Here is a 15,293-nt window from a genome sequence, read left to right as displayed (position 1 = left end):
GCGGCGTCCGTCGTCGCGTCGCTCGTGTCCGGGGTGCTGTTGCGCCCGGGGCCGCCCGGCCCGCCCCCGCCCCCCCCCCCCCCCCGACCGGGTCCGACCGCTATGCGGCCCGACGCCCCCGCGACGGCGCACTGCTGCGCCCGCCGGTACCGCCGGCGCCCCCGGCCCGCCCGGCCCCGGCACCACGACCCGCGCCGCCCGAGCCCGCACCACGACCCGCGGAACCGCCGCCCGAGCCCGCACCACGACCCGCGGCACCCGAGCCCGCACCAGCACCGGCACCGGCACCCGCACCCGCACCCGAGCCACCGCGCCGACCCCGGCCCCGGCTCCCGGAGCGGAAGGACCCACCGGCCGCCGCACCCGCACCAGTGCCCCCGCCACGCGTACGCGGCTTGGGCGGCGTCGGCTGCGGCACCTCGATGACGATCGCGATGCCGGACGGCTCACGCGCACCGGTGATCCGGCTGAGCTCCTCGTCACTGGACTTGATCCGGGTGGTCCGCGGTGCGATGCCCGCGTCCGCCATCAGCCGGGTCATGTCCCGCTTCTCCTCGGGCAGCACCAGCGTGACGACGCTGCCGGACTCCCCGGCGCGCGCCGTGCGCCCGCCGCGGTGGAGGTAGTCCTTGTGGTCGGTCGGCGGGTCCACGTTGACGACCAGGTCGAGGTCGTCGACGTGGATGCCGCGGGCCGCGACGTTCGTCGCGACGAGCGCGGTGACCTCGCCGGTCTTGAACTGGTCCAGCGTCCGGTTGCGCTGCGGCTGGGACCGGCCGCCGTGCAGTGCGGCAGCCCGTACGCCACTGGCGAGCAGCCGCTTGGCGAAGCGGTCGGCGGCACGCTTGGTGTCGACGAACATGATCACCCGGCCCTCACGGGCGGCGATCCTTGTGGCGACGGCCTTCTTGTCGGTCTCGTCCGCCACATGCAGCACGTGGTGCTCCATGGTGGTGACGGCGCCCGCGGACGGGTCGACCGAGTGCACGACCGGGTCGGTCAGGAACATCTTGACCAGCCGGTCGATGTTCTTGTCCAGGGTCGCGGAGAACAGCATCCGCTGCCCGTCCGGCTCGACCTGCTTGAGCAGGGCGACGACCTGCGGCATGAAGCCCATGTCGGCCATCTGGTCGGCCTCGTCGAGGACGGTGATGGCGACCTCGTCGAGCCGGCAGTCGCCACGCTCGATGAGGTCCTTGAGCCGTCCCGGCGTGGCGACGAGCACCTCGGCGCCACGGCGCAGCGTGCCGGACTGCTTGCTGATCGACATGCCGCCGACCACGGTCGCCATCCGCAGGTTCACGGACGTCGCGTACGGCGTGAGCGCGTCGGTCACCTGCTGCGCGAGTTCACGGGTGGGAACGAGGACGAGCGCCAGCGGGGCGTGCGGCTCGGAGCGGCGTCCGGCGGTGCGCGCGAGCAGGGCCAGGCCGAAGGCCAGGGTCTTGCCGGAGCCGGTGCGGCCACGGCCGAGGATGTCCCGGCCTGCCAGCGAGTTCGGCAGGGTGGCGCCCTGGATGGGGAACGGGTCGGTCACACCCTGCGCGGTGAGGGTCTTCTGCAGCGCGGCAGGCATGTCGAGCTCGGCGAACGCCTCGACGGCAGGCAGCGCGGGGGTCATGGTTTCCGGCAGGGCGAATTCGCCACCCTGCGACGGCGCGGGCCGACGGCGGGACGGCGCCTTGGCGGAGCCTCTGGCGTTCACCTGTGCCCGGTCCGTGCCGCGCCCCCTTATCGGGCGGCTGCGGGTCGGTCGGTCCTGGCGTTCGGAGCGGGTCATACGGAATTGCCCTCCTGGGGGATTCCTGGGGTTACTGCCGACTGCTGTGGACTGCTTGATGTGCGCCCCAGGATGCAAGCACAGAGCAGGTGTCCCCGGAGACAGAGCAAACCGGAAACAGCACAAACCGGGGCCCGCACCTTCACGGTGCGGGCCCCGGTTGCGAGGTACGCGTCCGGCAATTAGGCCGGGACGATGTTCTCCGCCTGCGGGCCCTTCTGGCCCTGCGTGACGTCGAAGGAGACCTTCTGGCCCTCCTGGAGCTCACGGAAGCCCTGGGTGGCGATGTTGGAGTAGTGGGCGAAGACGTCGGCGCCGCCGCCGTCCTGCTCGATGAAGCCGAAGCCCTTTTCCGAGTTGAACCACTTCACGGTTCCAGTAGCCATGTCATTCTCCTAAAAGAGGTGCAGTGCCGGAAATCCGCACTTTACGAATTCCAAGTCGCCGCATTGAGCCCCATCCGGAGAAAGCCGGAAAACAATAAAGCGCCTGAGGAGGGTTCCCGTCAGGCGCACATAAAGTTCATGGGTACCAAAACTGCAACTGGGCAACCGTAGCACGTTCTGCCGTCCGGCGGCAGCTCCCACCACGCCGCCGGATGGAAAGGTTCGCTGACCAGCGGGGTCGCGGCGACCGTTCGGCTCGGGTTCCGGAATCGTTCCCGGATGCTTCCCGCGCCGTTCTCCCAAGGGAGACAGGCCCTTCGGAGACGGCGAACGGAACCGAGTCGTCCGCCGGAGCCGCTCGCCGGGAAGTCATTCACCCGAATGACACAGGAGACGCGTCCGGACGGTGCGGGCTCGTGCCGCAGAGCCGTCAGGAGCCCGTGCCGTGTTGCGCCGAGCGGGTGTCGCTGCCGGACCGTACGGCCGCCCGGCCGGCTTCACATCTCGCGGGGTGGACTGTCGTCGTTACCCCGGCGGATCGTGCGCAGCGCATGGCCGGGACGCCAGACCTGCAGGACCAGGTCGTCGCCGTCGAGCCCGGTGCGGACCACTTCTGCCGGCTCGGCGCGGAAGAGGAGGAACGGCTCCGGCGGGGTCACCTCCTCGACGAAGCGTGCCAGGACAGTGGCGTCGGTCACCTCCACGGCCCGGCCGGAGATCCGGACGTCACCGTCGGCCATCTCGGCGTCGGGGCCCGGGTTTGCGTGCATGGCGAATCGCGGGTCGCGCCGCAGGTCGAGCGCCTTGCGGGAGCCCGGCATCATGCCGAACCACAGCTCGTCCAGCCGGAATTCCGCCTCCAGGCCGGTGACCCGGGGCGATCCGTCCTTGCGGAGGGTTGCCAGGACGTGGTGCTTGTACTGCTGGAAGCGTTTCTGCACGGTGTCGGCGAAGGCCGGCTCCGCGGCCCGGAAGTCTTGCCACGAACTCGATGTCATGGGGCCATCGAACCCTTCAATCCCGACACCTTCTGTCGGGATTCGCCGCACGTCACCGGAACGGATGCCGCCTTGTTGCAATCGTGGTGTGCTGGAAGGGGTGTGGCCGTCGCTCCGGCGGCGGGGAGGACCCCGCCGAGGTGATGTCCCATGGCAGTCTTCATGAAAACCGTCCTGCCCGGCACCACGGCCGAGCAGTACGACGCTCTCAACGCCGAGCTGCAGGCACTTCCCGGTGACACCTTCGCAGGATGTCTCTCGCATGTGTGCGTGCCGACCGGTGCGGGCCTGGAGATCTACGACCTCTGGGAGTCCCGGGAGGCGATGGACACGTTCGGCGCGCTGATCATGCCGATCGCCGAGAAGCGGGGCCTCCCCCCGGCCGCCGGGCCGCCGGAGGTCTCCCCGGTGCACCGCTACTGGGTGCCCGGCGCGTAACCGTCCACGATCCGCCGTCACGCGGTGCCGGGCGCGTAACCGTTCACCGGCCCGGCAGGGTGACGACGACTGCGTAGCCCCGTGTGCGCAGGACACCCGGTGAGTCCCCGACGGCCAGCACCGCGTCGTAGCGGGCCAGTTCGACGTCCGCGGCGCCCTCGATCACCGCGCCGTCCTCGAGTGCGACGGCGACGACCGTCCCGCCGGCCGGCGGGATCAGCCGCACCGTGCCGCGTACGACCGCGGTCGACGCCGCGGCACGGTCCCGGCGGTACATCACGTTGAGGTTGACGACCGGGCCGCCCAGGAGGCGGCCTTCGGTTTCCAGGTCCCCGGGGAAGTCGTGCGGCCACAGCGGCTCGTCGACGATGTGGTGTTCGCCGCCGACCACGAGGTCCATTCCCTCGCCCTCGACAACGGTCAGGGTGCGGTCGGTGCCGGCGAAGAAGGAGAACGGGCCGTCCGCGGCCACCTCGGCGAGGCTGATCCGCCAGTCGAAGGTGTCCGTCGTCGCGCCTTCGGGAGCCGCCGCGATCTCCCGGGTGACCCCTTTGCCGTTGTGCCAGGGTGCGGCCGCCCGACCGGCCGCCCTCAGTACGCGCAGGGTCATCGGACGATCCCCTGGGCGCTCGCCGCGGCAGGCCGGTGCGAGCGCCCGGCGACCAGCCGGTCGTACGTGGTGGTGGACGTACCGGCCATGTCGGTCTCCGATCGGGGTTCCGGCTGCGGGACTTCCGAGAGTACGGGCTGTCCCGTACCCGGATGTACCCGTCTCCCCCGGCGTTCGCTATCTTGATCGCCGCCGCCCCAGCGGCCCTCCTCTCCGCCCACGAATGAAGGAGCCGGCCATGGAGGCCGCCGCCACCTCGTGTTACCGCCACCCGTCGTACGAGGCACACGTGCGCTGCACGCGCTGCGACCGGTACATCTGCCCCGACTGCATGCGTGAGGCGTCGGTGGGCCATCACTGCGTGGAGTGCGTGAAGGAGGGGCAGCGCTCGATCCGTCAGGCACGCTCGCTCTTCGGCGGTGCGGTTACGGCGACCGCTGCTCCCGTGGTGACGTATGTGCTGATGGCGCTGAACATCGTCGCGTACGTCGTCGAGGTGGCGCGTTCCGAGACGGTGGACAGGTTCGGGATGCTCGGTGCGGTTCTCGTCGATCCGGCGGGCGGGCAGTACTACTACAAGGGGGAGACGGTCCCCGGCTTCGATCTGGCCGGAGTCGTCGACGGTGAGTGGTACCGGTTGCTGACCGGTGCTTTTCTGCATCTGCCGCCCGACACGTCGTTCGGTGTGATGCACCTCGTCTTCAATATGCTCGCGCTCTGGAATCTGGGCCGGGTCGTCGAGGGACACCTCGGCCGCGCACGGTATCTGGCGCTGTATCTGCTGTCCGCGGTGGGCGGTTCGGTACTGGTCTATCTGGTCTCGCCGGACACCACGGCGGTCGGTGCCTCGGGAGCGGTCTTCGGTCTGGCCGCGTCGTTCTACGTCATCAACCGGCGTCTGCGCAGCGACATGCATGCAGTCAATCGCTTCATGGCCGGTTTTCTGCTCTGGATGGTCGTCTCGGCCGCGTTCACCTCCTGGGAGGGCCACCTCGGCGGACTGCTGACCGGCGGCCTGGTGACGTACGGGCTCGCGTACGCCCCGGCAAAGTTGCGGACCTCCGCGATGCAACTGGCCGGCGGTGCGGTGCTGGTCGCTCTGCTGGCCGTAGTGGTGGCCCTGAGGACGGCATCACTGACCGGCGTCGCCTGACGGCACGTACGGCTCAGCCCTCCGACGCACTCCTCCCGAGGACCGGCTCTCCGGGCCGGGCGGTGCCGCGGGGCCCCGGACGCGCCACGGCGCCCGCCATGGTCCGGTCGGGGACGAGGCGGGCGCCGTGTTCAGTTCCGTACGCCGTTGTACGGGACGTGTGTGTGCCGTGATCAGACCATCATCGAACGGTCCGTCGGGCGGATCGGGGCCGGCAGTGCGCTGGCCCCGGTGAGGAAGCGGTCCACGCCGCGTGCCGCGGAGCGGCCCTCGGCGATGGCCCAGACGATCAGGGACTGGCCGCGGCCCGCGTCACCGGCGACGTAGACGCCGTCGACATTGGTGGCGTAGTCCTTGTCGCGCGCGATGTTACCGCGCTCGTCGAGGTCGAGGCCGAACTGCTGGACGAGGCCGTTGGCCTGGTCGGTGCCGGTGAAGCCCATGGCGAGGGTGACGAGCTGGGCGGGGATCCGCCGCTCGGTGCCGGGCTTCTGCTCGAGCTTGCCGTCCTTGAACTCCACCTCGACGAGGTGCAGCGCAGCCACGTTGCCGTCCTCGTCGCCCTCGAAGTGGGTGGTGGAGACGGAGTAGACCCGCTCGCCGCCCTCCTCGTGCGCGGAGGTGACCTTGTAGAGCATCGGGAAGGTCGGCCAGGGCTGGTTGGCGTTACGGTCCTCGCCCGGCCTCGGCATGATCTCCAGCTGGGTGACGGAGGCCGCGCCCTGCCGGTGGGCGGTGCCGACGCAGTCGGCGCCGGTGTCGCCGCCACCGATGACGACGACGTGCTTGCCCTCGGCGTTGATCGGGGCGACCGTCAGGTCGCCCTCCTGCACCTTGTTGGCGAGCGGGAGGTACTCCATCGCGAAGTGCACGCCGTTCAGCTCACGGCCCGGGACGGACAGATCGCGGGAGACGGTGGCACCGGCGGCGATGACGATCGAGTCGTAACGGCGCCGCAGCTTCGCGGCGTCGATGTCACGGCCGATCTCGATCTCGGTGCGGAACTTGGTGCCTTCCGCGCGCATCTGCTCGATGCGGCGGTTGATGTGCGACTTCTCCATCTTGAACTCGGGGATGCCGTAGCGCAGCAGGCCGCCGATGCGGTCGGCCCGCTCGTAGACGACGACCGTATGGCCGGCCCGGGTGAGCTGCTGGGCGGCGGCGAGGCCGGCCGGGCCGGAGCCGATGACGGCGACGGTCTTGCCGGAGAGGCGCTCGGGCGGCTGCGGGGTGACGTCGCCGCTGTCCCAGGCCTTGTCGATGATGGAGACTTCGACGTTCTTGATGGTGACGGCCGGCTGGTTGATGCCGAGCACACACGCCGACTCGCAGGGTGCGGGGCACAGCCGCCCGGTGAACTCCGGGAAGTTGTTCGTGGCGTGCAGGCGCTCGGACGCGGCCGTCCAGTCCTCGCGGTAGGCGAAGTCGTTCCACTCGGGAATGAGGTTTCCGAGCGGGCAGCCCTGGTGGCAGAACGGGATACCGCAGTCCATGCAGCGGCTCGCCTGCTTGCTGATGATCGGGAGCAGCGAGCCCGGAACGTAGACCTCGTTCCAGTCCTTGACGCGCTCGCCGGCGGGGCGGGTCTTGGCGACCTCGCGGCCGGTGGTCAGGAAGCCCTTGGGGTCAGCCATTGGTCGCCGCCTCCATCATCTTCTCGGTGGTCTCCTGCTCGGAGAGACCGGCGAGCTCAGCGGCGTCCTTGGCGGCGAGCACTGCCTTGTAGGTGGACGGGATGATCTTGCTGAACCGGGCCACCGCGGTGTCCCAGTCGGCAAGCAGCTTCTCGGCGACCGTGGAGCCGGTCTCCTCCTGGTGGCGGCGCACGACGTCGTGCAGCCACTGCTTGTCGCTGTCGTCGGGGGTTCCGACGGCGCCGAGGTTACCGGTGTTGACGTTGTCGGTGTCCAGGTCGATGACGTACGCGACTCCGCCCGACATGCCTGCGGCGAAGTTGCGTCCGGTCTCGCCGAGGACGACGGCGTGGCCGCCGGTCATGTACTCGCAGCCGTGGTCGCCCACGCCTTCCGAGACGACGGTCGCACCGGAGTTGCGGACGCAGAAGCGCTCGCCCGTCCGGCCGCGCAGGAACAGCTCGCCGCCGGTCGCACCGTAGGCGATGGTGTTGCCCGCGATGGTGGAGTACTCGGCGAGGTGGTCGGCGCCGCGGTCCGGGCGGACGATGACCCGGCCGCCGGAGAGGCCCTTGCCGACGTAGTCGTTGGCGTCGCCCTCCAGGCGCAGCGTCACACCGCGCGGTACGAACGCTCCGAAGGACTGGCCGGCGGAGCCCGTGAAGGTGATGTCGATGGTGTCGTCGGGCAGGCCCGCACCGCCGAACTTCTTGGTCACCTCATGGCCGAGCATGGTGCCGACGGTCCGGTTGATGTTCCGGATCGCGATCTGGGCCCGGACGGGCTGGGCGGCCTCTGCGCTCTCGGCGCCCAGGGCGTCGGCGGCGAGCTTGATCAGCTCGTTGTCGAGCGCCTTGGCCAGGCCGTGGTCCTGCTCGGCGATCTGGTGGCGCACCGCGCCCTCGGCCAGCTCGGGCACGTAGAAGAGCGGCTCCAGGTCGAGGCCCTGCGCCTTCCAGTGCGTGATGGCCCGGTCGGTGTCGAGGAGCTCGGCGTGGCCGACGGCCTCCTCGATCGTGCGGAAGCCGAGCTCGGCGAGGATCTCGCGGACCTCTTCGGCGATGAACTCGAAGAAGTTGACGATGTACTCGGCCTTGCCGGAGAAGCGGTCGCGCAGGACCGGGTTCTGGGTGGCGATGCCGACGGGGCAGGTGTCGAGGTGGCAGACGCGCATCATGACGCAGCCGGAGACGACGAGCGGCGCGGTCGCGAAACCGAACTCCTCGGCGCCCAGCAGCGCGGCGATGACGACGTCGCGGCCGGTCTTGAGCTGGCCGTCGGTCTGGACGACGATGCGGTCGCGCAGGCCGTTGAGCAGCAGGGTCTGCTGGGTCTCGGCGAGGCCGAGCTCCCAGGGACCGCCCGCGTGCTTCAGCGAGGTCAGCGGGGACGCGCCCGTGCCGCCGTCGTGGCCGGAGATGAGGACGACGTCTGCGTGGGCCTTGGAGACACCGGCTGCGACCGTGCCGACGCCTACCTCGGAGACCAGCTTCACGTGGATGCGGGCCGCCGGGTTGGCGTTCTTGAGGTCGTGGATCAGCTGAGCCAGGTCCTCGATGGAGTAGATGTCGTGGTGCGGCGGGGGCGAGATCAAGCCGACACCCGGGGTGGAGTGCCGGGTCTTGGCGACCCACGGGTAGACCTTGTGACCGGGCAGCTGGCCGCCCTCGCCGGGCTTGGCGCCCTGCGCCATCTTGATCTGGATGTCGTCCGCGTTGACCAGGTATTCGCTGGTCACACCGAAGCGGCCGGAGGCGACCTGCTTGATGGACGAGCGGCGTGCCGGGTCGTACAGCCGGTCCGCGTCCTCGCCGCCCTCACCGGTGTTGGACTTGCCGCCCAGCTGGTTCATGGCGATGGCGAGGGTTTCGTGCGCCTCCTGGGAGATGGAGCCGTACGACATCGCGCCGGTGGAGAAGCGCTTGACGATGTCGGAGACGGACTCGACCTCGTCGATGGAGATCGGCTCGAGGCCCGACTTGAAGCCGAAGAGCCCGCGGAGCGTCATGAGGCGCTCGGACTGCTCGTTCACCCGGCCGGTGTACTTCTTGAAGATGTCGTACCGGCGGTTGCGGGTGGCGTGCTGGAGGCGGAAGACCGTCTCCGGGTCGAACAGGTGCGGCTCACCCTCGCGGCGCCACTGGTACTCGCCGCCGATCTCCAGCGCGCGGTGCGACGCGGAGATGCCGGAAGCGGGGTACGCCTTGGTGTGCCGGGCGGCGACCTCCTTGGCGACGACGTCGAGTCCGGCGCCGCCGATCTTGGTGGCGGTGCCGTTGAAGTACTGGGTGACGAAGGCCTCGTCGAGGCCGACGGCCTCGAAGACCTGGGCGCCGCGGTAGGAGGCGACGGTCGAGATGCCCATCTTGGACATGACCTTCAGGACGCCCTTGCCCAGCGCGTAGATCAGGTTGCGGATGGCCTGCTCGGGCTCGATGCCCTCGATGAACGTCCCGGCGCGGACGAGGTCCTCGACGGACTCCATCGCGAGGTACGGGTTGACGGCGGCGGCGCCGTAACCGATGAGCAGCGCGACGTGGTGGACCTCGCGTACGTCGCCGGCCTCGACCAGCAGGCCCACCTGGGTGCGCTGCTTGGTGCGGATGAGGTGGTGATGCACGGCCGAGGTGAGCAGCAGCGAGGGGATCGGTGCGTGCTCGGCGTCGGAGTGCCGGTCGGACAGGACGACCAGGCGGGCGCCGTCCTCTATGGCGGCGTCGACCTCGGTGGTGATCTGCTCGATCCGGGCGGCGAGGGCCTCGCCGCCGCCGCTGACGCGGTAGAGACCGGACAGGGTCGCGGCCTTCATTCCCGGCATGTCGCCGTCGGCGTTGATGTGTATGAGCTTGGCCAGCTCGTCGTTGTCGATCACCGGGAAGGGCAGCGTGACGCTGCGACACGCCGCGGCGGTCGGCTCCAGGATGTTGCCCGCGGGGCCGAGCGTGGAGCGCAGCGAGGTGACGAGCTCCTCGCGGATGGCGTCCAGCGGCGGGTTGGTGACCTGGGCGAACAGCTGGGTGAAGTAGTCGAAGAGCAGCCGGGGGCGCTCGGAGAGCGCGGCGATCGGCGAGTCCGTGCCCATGGAGCCCAGCGGTTCGCCGGCGGTGCGGGCCATCGGGGCGAGGAGGACGCGGAGTTCTTCCTCGGTGTAGCCGAAGGTCTGCTGGCGGCGGGTGACGGAAGCGTGGGTGTGGACGATGTGCTCGCGCTCGGGGAGGTCCTCGAGCTCGATCTCGCCGGTTTCCAGCCACTCGGCGTAGGGCTGCTCGGCTGCGAGGGACGCCTTGATCTCGTCGTCCTCGATGATGCGGCGCTCGGCGGTGTCGACGAGGAACATCTTGCCGGGCTGCAGGCGGCCCTTGCGGATGACCTTGGCGGGGTCGATGTCCAGGACACCGACCTCGGAGGAGAGGACGACGAGACCGTCGTCGGTGACCCAGTAGCGGCCGGGTCGCAGACCGTTGCGGTCCAGGACCGCACCGACCTGGGTGCCGTCGGTGAAGGTGACGCAGGCCGGGCCGTCCCAGGGCTCCATCATCGTGGAGTGGTACTGGTAGAACGCACGCCGGGCGGGGTCCATGGACGCGTGGTTCTCCCACGCCTCGGGGACCATCATCAGCACCGAGTGCGGCAGCGAGCGGCCGCCGAGGTGGAGCAGCTCCAGGACCTCGTCGAAGGAGGCCGAGTCGGAGGCGTCCGGGGTGCAGACGGGGAAGATCCGGTCGAGCTGCGCGGCACCGAAGAGGCCGGAGGCGAGCTGGGACTCGCGTGCCTTCATCCAGTTGCGGTTGCCCTTGACCGTGTTGATCTCGCCGTTGTGCGCGACGAAGCGGTACGGGTGTGCGAGCGGCCAGCTCGGGAACGTGTTGGTGGAGAAGCGCGAGTGGACCAGCGCGACCGTGGTGGCGAAACGGCGGTCGGAGAGGTCCGGGAAGAACGGCTCCAGCTGCCCGGTGGTGAGCATGCCCTTGTAGACGATCGTGCGTGCGGAGAGCGAGGGGAAGTACACCCCGGCCTCACGCTCGGCGCGCTTGCGCAGGACGAACGCCTTGCGGTCGAGGGCGATGCCGCTGCTCGTACCGTCCGCGACAACGATCTGGCGGAAGTCGGGCATCGTGGCCCGGGCGCCGTTGCCGAGGATGTCCGGGGTGACCGGTACCTCGCGCCAGCCGAGGACGTCGAGGCCCTCTTCGCCGGCGATCTTCTCGATCTGCTGGACGGACTCGCTGGAGTCGTCCGCGGACAGGAACGCGATTCCGACGGCGTAGGAACCGGCCTCGGGGAGGTCGAAGCCGACCTCTTCGCGGAGGAAGGCATCCGGGACCTGAAGCAGAATGCCGGCGCCGTCACCCGAGTCGGGCTCGGATCCTGTGGCGCCGCGGTGTTCGAGGTTGCGCAGTACGGTCAGCGCCTGCTCGACCAGCTCATGGCTGGCCACACCGGTCAGAGTGGCCACGAACCCGACGCCACAGGCGTCGTGCTCGTTACGGGGGTCGTACATCCCCTGCTGAACGGGGCGACCGTCCATGGGCGACCAGGCGTCGGAACGCATCGGCTCTCCCGTCGTCGTCGTGGCATGTGCTGTGCCGAGGGACGACGTTGGCCCTCTGCGAAATTTCGTGCAGGTTACATGATGGAACGCTTCTCAAAAAGCGGAAAGGCTGTTCCAACATGCGGACACCACGGAGCCGTGGTGGCGGAGGTCTTGAGCGGACGACCTGGAGATTCGCCGTCCGGGAGACCGCAGAGAGCAGGCGTCGTTGCCTGCGGTGTCTACGGCTCTTTCCCAGCGGTCACAGAATTGAAACCGCCGAGTAATGGCTACTTATGTGTAGCGCTGTATAGCGTCCCATTTTAAGCCGCTCCGCCTCATCCGCCCAGTGGTGCACGCCACGACGTACGTCACACCGGGGCCGCGATCACGTCACACGGGAACCGCGGTCACGGGCCTCGGCACGGGGGAAACCGGCGGCCGGCGGCTTGCCCGGGCACACCGCCCCGGGCGCGGAGCAGCGGTCACCGGGCCACGCCGACCATGCCCGGATGCGCCCTGCCCCCACTCGGTAGAAGGGTGCCAAGAAGCGTCTGTTCCGCCGGTGGAGCAGTGTTCCCCCTGTTAACTTCGGTGACGTTTGGCAACGTAAACAGGGGGGACGCACATGCGTCGAATCAAGATCATCAGCATCGCACTCATGCCCACACTCACACTGACGCTCGGCCTCGTCGGCACGGGCGTCACCACGGCCCTCGTCGTGGGGGCTCCGGCGGCCTCGGCGGCCGAGCGGCCGTGGGGGGCGCCTGCCGCGCTGACCGGCACGGACAGCGCCAACTCCGGCGCGGGTGTGAAGGTCACCTCGGACGGCACCGCCGTCACGGTGTGGACCCGTGGCCCAGGGGGCGGGGGCCCGCAGGAGCTGTGGGGCGCGACCCGTCCGGCCGACGCCACGGCGTGGAGCGCCCCGGTGCGCATAGCCGCCGACCAGAAGCTCTTGACCGGCGTGTACCTGGTCACCGGCAAGGACGGTTCGGCCACGGTCGCCTGGAAGCGCTTCAAGACGGAGGGCTTCGACTCGTACAGCACCTCGACGCTCCTTGCGGGCGCCGGGGCGTGGACGGCGCCCGTACCGATCACGTCCGCGCCCTTCGCGAACGACCTCATGCTGGTGAGCGGTCCCGGCAGCCGTCTCACCGCCCTCTGGAACGGCAACCCGACCCCTGGGGAGGACGAGAACGACGTGGGGGTGTACGCCTCCGATCTGGCGGCACCGGGAGCCGCCTGGTCCGAGGCGGTCCATGTCGGCGGGGGGAGCGTCTACGAGCTGGAGGCGGTGGCGGAGAACGACGGTGCGGTGACCGTGGCCTGGCAGGCCGACGTCTCCGGGACGGAAGCACTGCGGGTGTCGACCCGGGCGGCGGGGTCGACCGAGTGGAGCGCCCCGGGGATCGTCAGGACCGGCGGCTCGTCCCTGCTCGACCTCGACGTTCAGGCGGCTGCGAACGGCGCGGCGCTGGTCAGCTGGTCGGAGGTCGGCCTTGACCGCGCCCTCGTCCACCGCCCGGCCGGCAGCGCGACGTGGGGCGGGACCGAATTTCTCCCCGCCGACCCGCAAAGGGGAACCGCCTCCCCGCCGCAGCTCGAATCCGACGGCCGGGTGACGGCATTGTGGGACTCCGACAGCACCATGCTCCGGACGGCGACCCGTGCGCTGGACGGCACGTGGTCACAGCCCCTCACGCTCGCCGCCGACAACCACGTGTTCAACCTCTGGGGTCCGAGCATCGGCGCCGACGGTTCGCTCGCCGCCGTGTGGACGACGCTCGAAGGCGAACTGTGGTCCGTGGTGCGCTCCGACGGCACCTGGGGTGAGCCCGTACGCGTGGGCGAGGTCGATCTCCATGCGCAGGGCTCCGTCGCCGCCGGCACGGACGGCAGATCCGTCGCCGTATGGAACAAGCAGCTCGGACTCACGGCTGACTACTATGCGATCGACCAGGTCTGGACGACGGCCACGGGAGCCGCGAAACCGGTCGTCCCGGCCGCGCGCCGGGACTATGTCGGCAACGACGGCTTCCCGGACCTGTACGCCCGCGGGACGAACGGCTCGCTGCTCGTGTACCAGGGCAACGCGGCCGGGAGGGTGTCGGCCACGGCCGACGGCGGGACCTGGCCCACGACGTCCACGCTGATTCCCTTCGGAGACCTCAACGGTGACGGGGCGAACGACACCCTGGTCACCGACGGGGCGGGCGATCTGTACCGCTACAGCCCGCAGCAGCGGGGCACCGCCGTGACTCCCCGGTCACCGTCGCGGAGGGTCGGCAATGGCTGGGCGGCCTTCGACGGCCTGACCTACTCCGGCGACTTCACCGCGGACGGTCTGCCCGACCTGGTGGCCCGCGAGACCGCCACCGGCGACCTCTACCTGTACGCGGGCACCGGCAGCGGCGGCTTCACCCGTACCGGCAGGATCGGCACCAGCTGGAAGTCCCTCACCATCGTCGGCGCGGGTGACCTCAACGGCGACAAGCACGCCGACCTCGTCGCCCGCACCACCAACGGCGACCTCTACCGGTACTACGGCACCGGCAAGGGCACCGTAGGCGCCGGTGTGAAAATCGGTTCCGGCTGGGGCGGCATGGCCGACTTCGTCGGCATCGGCGACCTCACGGGCGACGGCAAGGACGACATCCTGGGCCGCACGACGGGCGGCGACCTCTACCGGTACGCCGGCAACGGCGCGGGGGCCATCGGCGCAGGAGTCAAGATCGGCACCGGCTGGAAGAACTTCGCCGGCGTGCGGTAGCGGTCGCACGGGAACACCGAAGGCACGGCCCGCGACGGGGCCGTGCCTTCGCCGTACGCCGGAGAAACCCGGCCGCTGGTGCTGCCCCGGCGCGCCCACCGCAGCCCTGGCCCCCCGGGGGGCCCTGACGGGTCCGCGGGGTGCGCCGGGGGGCCATGAAGATCCAGGCCGTGACCGCGGCACCGGCCGTGCCGCCGAGGAGGGCGGCCCGTCAGCCGACGGCCACACCGAAGAGCGCGCCCAGACCGTACGTGATCGCCGCGGCGGCCCCGCCGAGGACGAGCTGGCGCAGTCCGCTGAACCACCAGGTGCGCGCCGTCACCCGGGCCACCACCGCGCCGCAGCCGAACAGCCCGATCAGGGCGAGGAGCACGGCGGGCCACATCCGGTCGGCACCGAGCAGGTAGGGCAGTACGGGCAGCAGGGCGCCCAGGGCGAAGGCGCAGAAGGAGGACAGGGCGGCGACGAGGGGCGAGGGCAGGTCGCCCGGGTCGATGCCCAGTTCCTCGCGGGCGTGTATCTCGAGCGCCTGCTCAGGGTCCCTGGACAGCTGCCGCGCGACTTCCTGGGCGAGCGCGGGCTCGACCCCGCGGGACTCGTAGAGCGCGGCGAGCTCCCGCATCTCGTCCTTGGGGTGTTTGCGCAGCTCACGCCGCTCGACGGCGAGCTCGGCCTCGACGAGCTCGCGCTGCGAGGCGACGGAGGTGTACTCCCCCGCGGCCATCGAGAACGCACCGGCGGCGAGACCCGCGAGACCCGTGATGACGATGGTCTGCTGGGAGACCGCGCCTCCGGCGACGCCCGTCATCAGGGCGAGGTTGGAGACGAGACCGTCCATGGCGCCGAACACCGCGGGCCGCAGCCAGCCGCCGTTGACGTCACGGTGGGTGTGGTTGTCGCGGTGGGCCTCGTGCAGTACGGCGTCGGTCTCGATGATGGACACAGAGCTCTCCCCTTTTCCGGGAGCGGGCCCCATGTTCTCCTCCGCTC

The 15,293-nt window shown here is 70.3% G+C and carries 10 protein-coding genes; 3 read left to right on the top strand and 7 right to left on the bottom strand.

Features of this window, described 5'->3' with window-relative positions; translation table 11 throughout:
• Positions 1-100: 100 nt before the first annotated feature.
• The 3 genes from ACFWBQ_RS20655 to ACFWBQ_RS20645 all read right to left on the bottom strand — a co-directional run bounded on the left by ACFWBQ_RS20655 (position 101) and on the right by ACFWBQ_RS20645 (position 3,164).
• Positions 101-1,780, bottom strand: coding sequence for a DEAD/DEAH box helicase (locus ACFWBQ_RS20655; protein WP_385490851.1), 1,680 nt, complete (start codon positions 1,778-1,780; stop codon positions 101-103).
• A gap of 182 nt (positions 1,781-1,962) precedes the next feature.
• Positions 1,963-2,166, bottom strand: a complete 204-nt coding sequence (locus ACFWBQ_RS20650) for a cold-shock protein (protein WP_015607926.1) — start codon at positions 2,164-2,166, stop codon at positions 1,963-1,965.
• Positions 2,167-2,663: 497 nt separating this feature from the next.
• Positions 2,664-3,164, bottom strand: a complete 501-nt coding sequence (locus ACFWBQ_RS20645) for a pyridoxamine 5'-phosphate oxidase family protein (protein WP_385490847.1) — start codon at positions 3,162-3,164, stop codon at positions 2,664-2,666.
• A gap of 150 nt (positions 3,165-3,314) precedes the next feature.
• On the opposite strand from ACFWBQ_RS20645, the gene ACFWBQ_RS20640 reads away from it, so the two are divergent.
• Positions 3,315-3,602 (top strand): hypothetical protein, encoded by a 288-nt coding sequence (locus ACFWBQ_RS20640; protein WP_385490844.1) that lies wholly within the window; start codon positions 3,315-3,317, stop codon positions 3,600-3,602.
• Between the two features lie 43 nt (positions 3,603-3,645).
• Here ACFWBQ_RS20640 and ACFWBQ_RS20635 read toward each other — a convergent pair whose 3' ends face one another.
• Positions 3,646-4,212, bottom strand: a complete 567-nt coding sequence (locus ACFWBQ_RS20635) for a HutD family protein (protein ID WP_385490842.1) — start codon at positions 4,210-4,212, stop codon at positions 3,646-3,648.
• 238 nt (positions 4,213-4,450) lie between these two features.
• Between ACFWBQ_RS20635 and ACFWBQ_RS20630 the strand changes: the two genes are divergently transcribed.
• The gene (locus tag ACFWBQ_RS20630) at positions 4,451-5,365 is read left to right on the top strand and encodes a rhomboid family intramembrane serine protease (protein WP_385490839.1); all 915 of its coding nucleotides are present in this window, start codon (positions 4,451-4,453) and stop codon (positions 5,363-5,365) included.
• A 173-nt stretch (positions 5,366-5,538) separates the two neighbouring features.
• On the opposite strand, the gene ACFWBQ_RS20625 is transcribed toward ACFWBQ_RS20630, so the two are convergent.
• Both ACFWBQ_RS20625 and gltB read right to left on the bottom strand, forming a co-directional pair.
• A complete protein-coding gene (locus ACFWBQ_RS20625) occupies positions 5,539-6,999 on the bottom strand; it encodes a glutamate synthase subunit beta (RefSeq protein ID WP_385490836.1) in 1,461 nt (486 codons plus the stop codon).
• Positions 6,992-11,551: a glutamate synthase large subunit gene (gene gltB / locus ACFWBQ_RS20620; RefSeq protein ID WP_385490834.1), complete on the bottom strand. Its 4,560-nt coding sequence runs from the start codon at positions 11,549-11,551 to the stop codon at positions 6,992-6,994. The genes ACFWBQ_RS20625 and gltB overlap by 8 nt, the downstream gene beginning before the upstream one ends.
• Positions 11,552-12,191: 640 nt before the next feature.
• Between gltB and ACFWBQ_RS20615 the strand changes: the two genes are divergently transcribed.
• Positions 12,192-14,303, top strand: coding sequence for an FG-GAP repeat domain-containing protein (locus tag ACFWBQ_RS20615; RefSeq protein ID WP_385490832.1), 2,112 nt, complete (start codon positions 12,192-12,194; stop codon positions 14,301-14,303).
• A 211-nt stretch (positions 14,304-14,514) separates the two neighbouring features.
• Here the strand turns inward: ACFWBQ_RS20615 and ACFWBQ_RS20610 are convergent, their stop codons facing one another.
• On the bottom strand, positions 14,515-15,246 hold the full coding sequence (locus ACFWBQ_RS20610; RefSeq protein WP_385490829.1) for a VIT1/CCC1 transporter family protein: 732 nt from the start codon (positions 15,244-15,246) through the stop codon (positions 14,515-14,517).
• Positions 15,247-15,293: the final 47 nt, after the last annotated feature.

This window comes from Streptomyces sp. NPDC060035 (assembly GCF_042736635.1).
GTDB lineage: Bacteria > Actinomycetota > Actinomycetes > Streptomycetales > Streptomycetaceae > Streptomyces.
The sequence above is the reverse complement of the archived record's forward strand: the minus strand, read 5'-3'. Positions and strand labels throughout refer to the sequence as shown.

Coding starts and splice junctions, on each gene's coding strand:
- ACFWBQ_RS20640 (WP_385490844.1), top strand. CDS start 3,315: ATGGCAGTCTTCATGAAAACCGTCCTGCCCGGCACCACGGCCGAGCAG.
- ACFWBQ_RS20635 (WP_385490842.1), bottom strand. CDS start 4,212: ATGACCCTGCGCGTACTGAGGGCGGCCGGTCGGGCGGCCGCACCCTGG.
- ACFWBQ_RS20625 (WP_385490836.1), bottom strand. CDS start 6,999: ATGGCTGACCCCAAGGGCTTCCTGACCACCGGCCGCGAGGTCGCCAAG.
- ACFWBQ_RS20655 (WP_385490851.1), bottom strand. CDS start 1,780: ATGACCCGCTCCGAACGCCAGGACCGACCGACCCGCAGCCGCCCGATA.
- ACFWBQ_RS20615 (WP_385490832.1), top strand. CDS start 12,192: ATGCCCACACTCACACTGACGCTCGGCCTCGTCGGCACGGGCGTCACC.
- ACFWBQ_RS20650 (WP_015607926.1), bottom strand. CDS start 2,166: ATGGCTACTGGAACCGTGAAGTGGTTCAACTCGGAAAAGGGCTTCGGC.
- ACFWBQ_RS20645 (WP_385490847.1), bottom strand. CDS start 3,164: ATGACATCGAGTTCGTGGCAAGACTTCCGGGCCGCGGAGCCGGCCTTC.
- ACFWBQ_RS20630 (WP_385490839.1), top strand. CDS start 4,451: ATGGAGGCCGCCGCCACCTCGTGTTACCGCCACCCGTCGTACGAGGCA.
- gltB (WP_385490834.1), bottom strand. CDS start 11,551: ATGCGTTCCGACGCCTGGTCGCCCATGGACGGTCGCCCCGTTCAGCAG.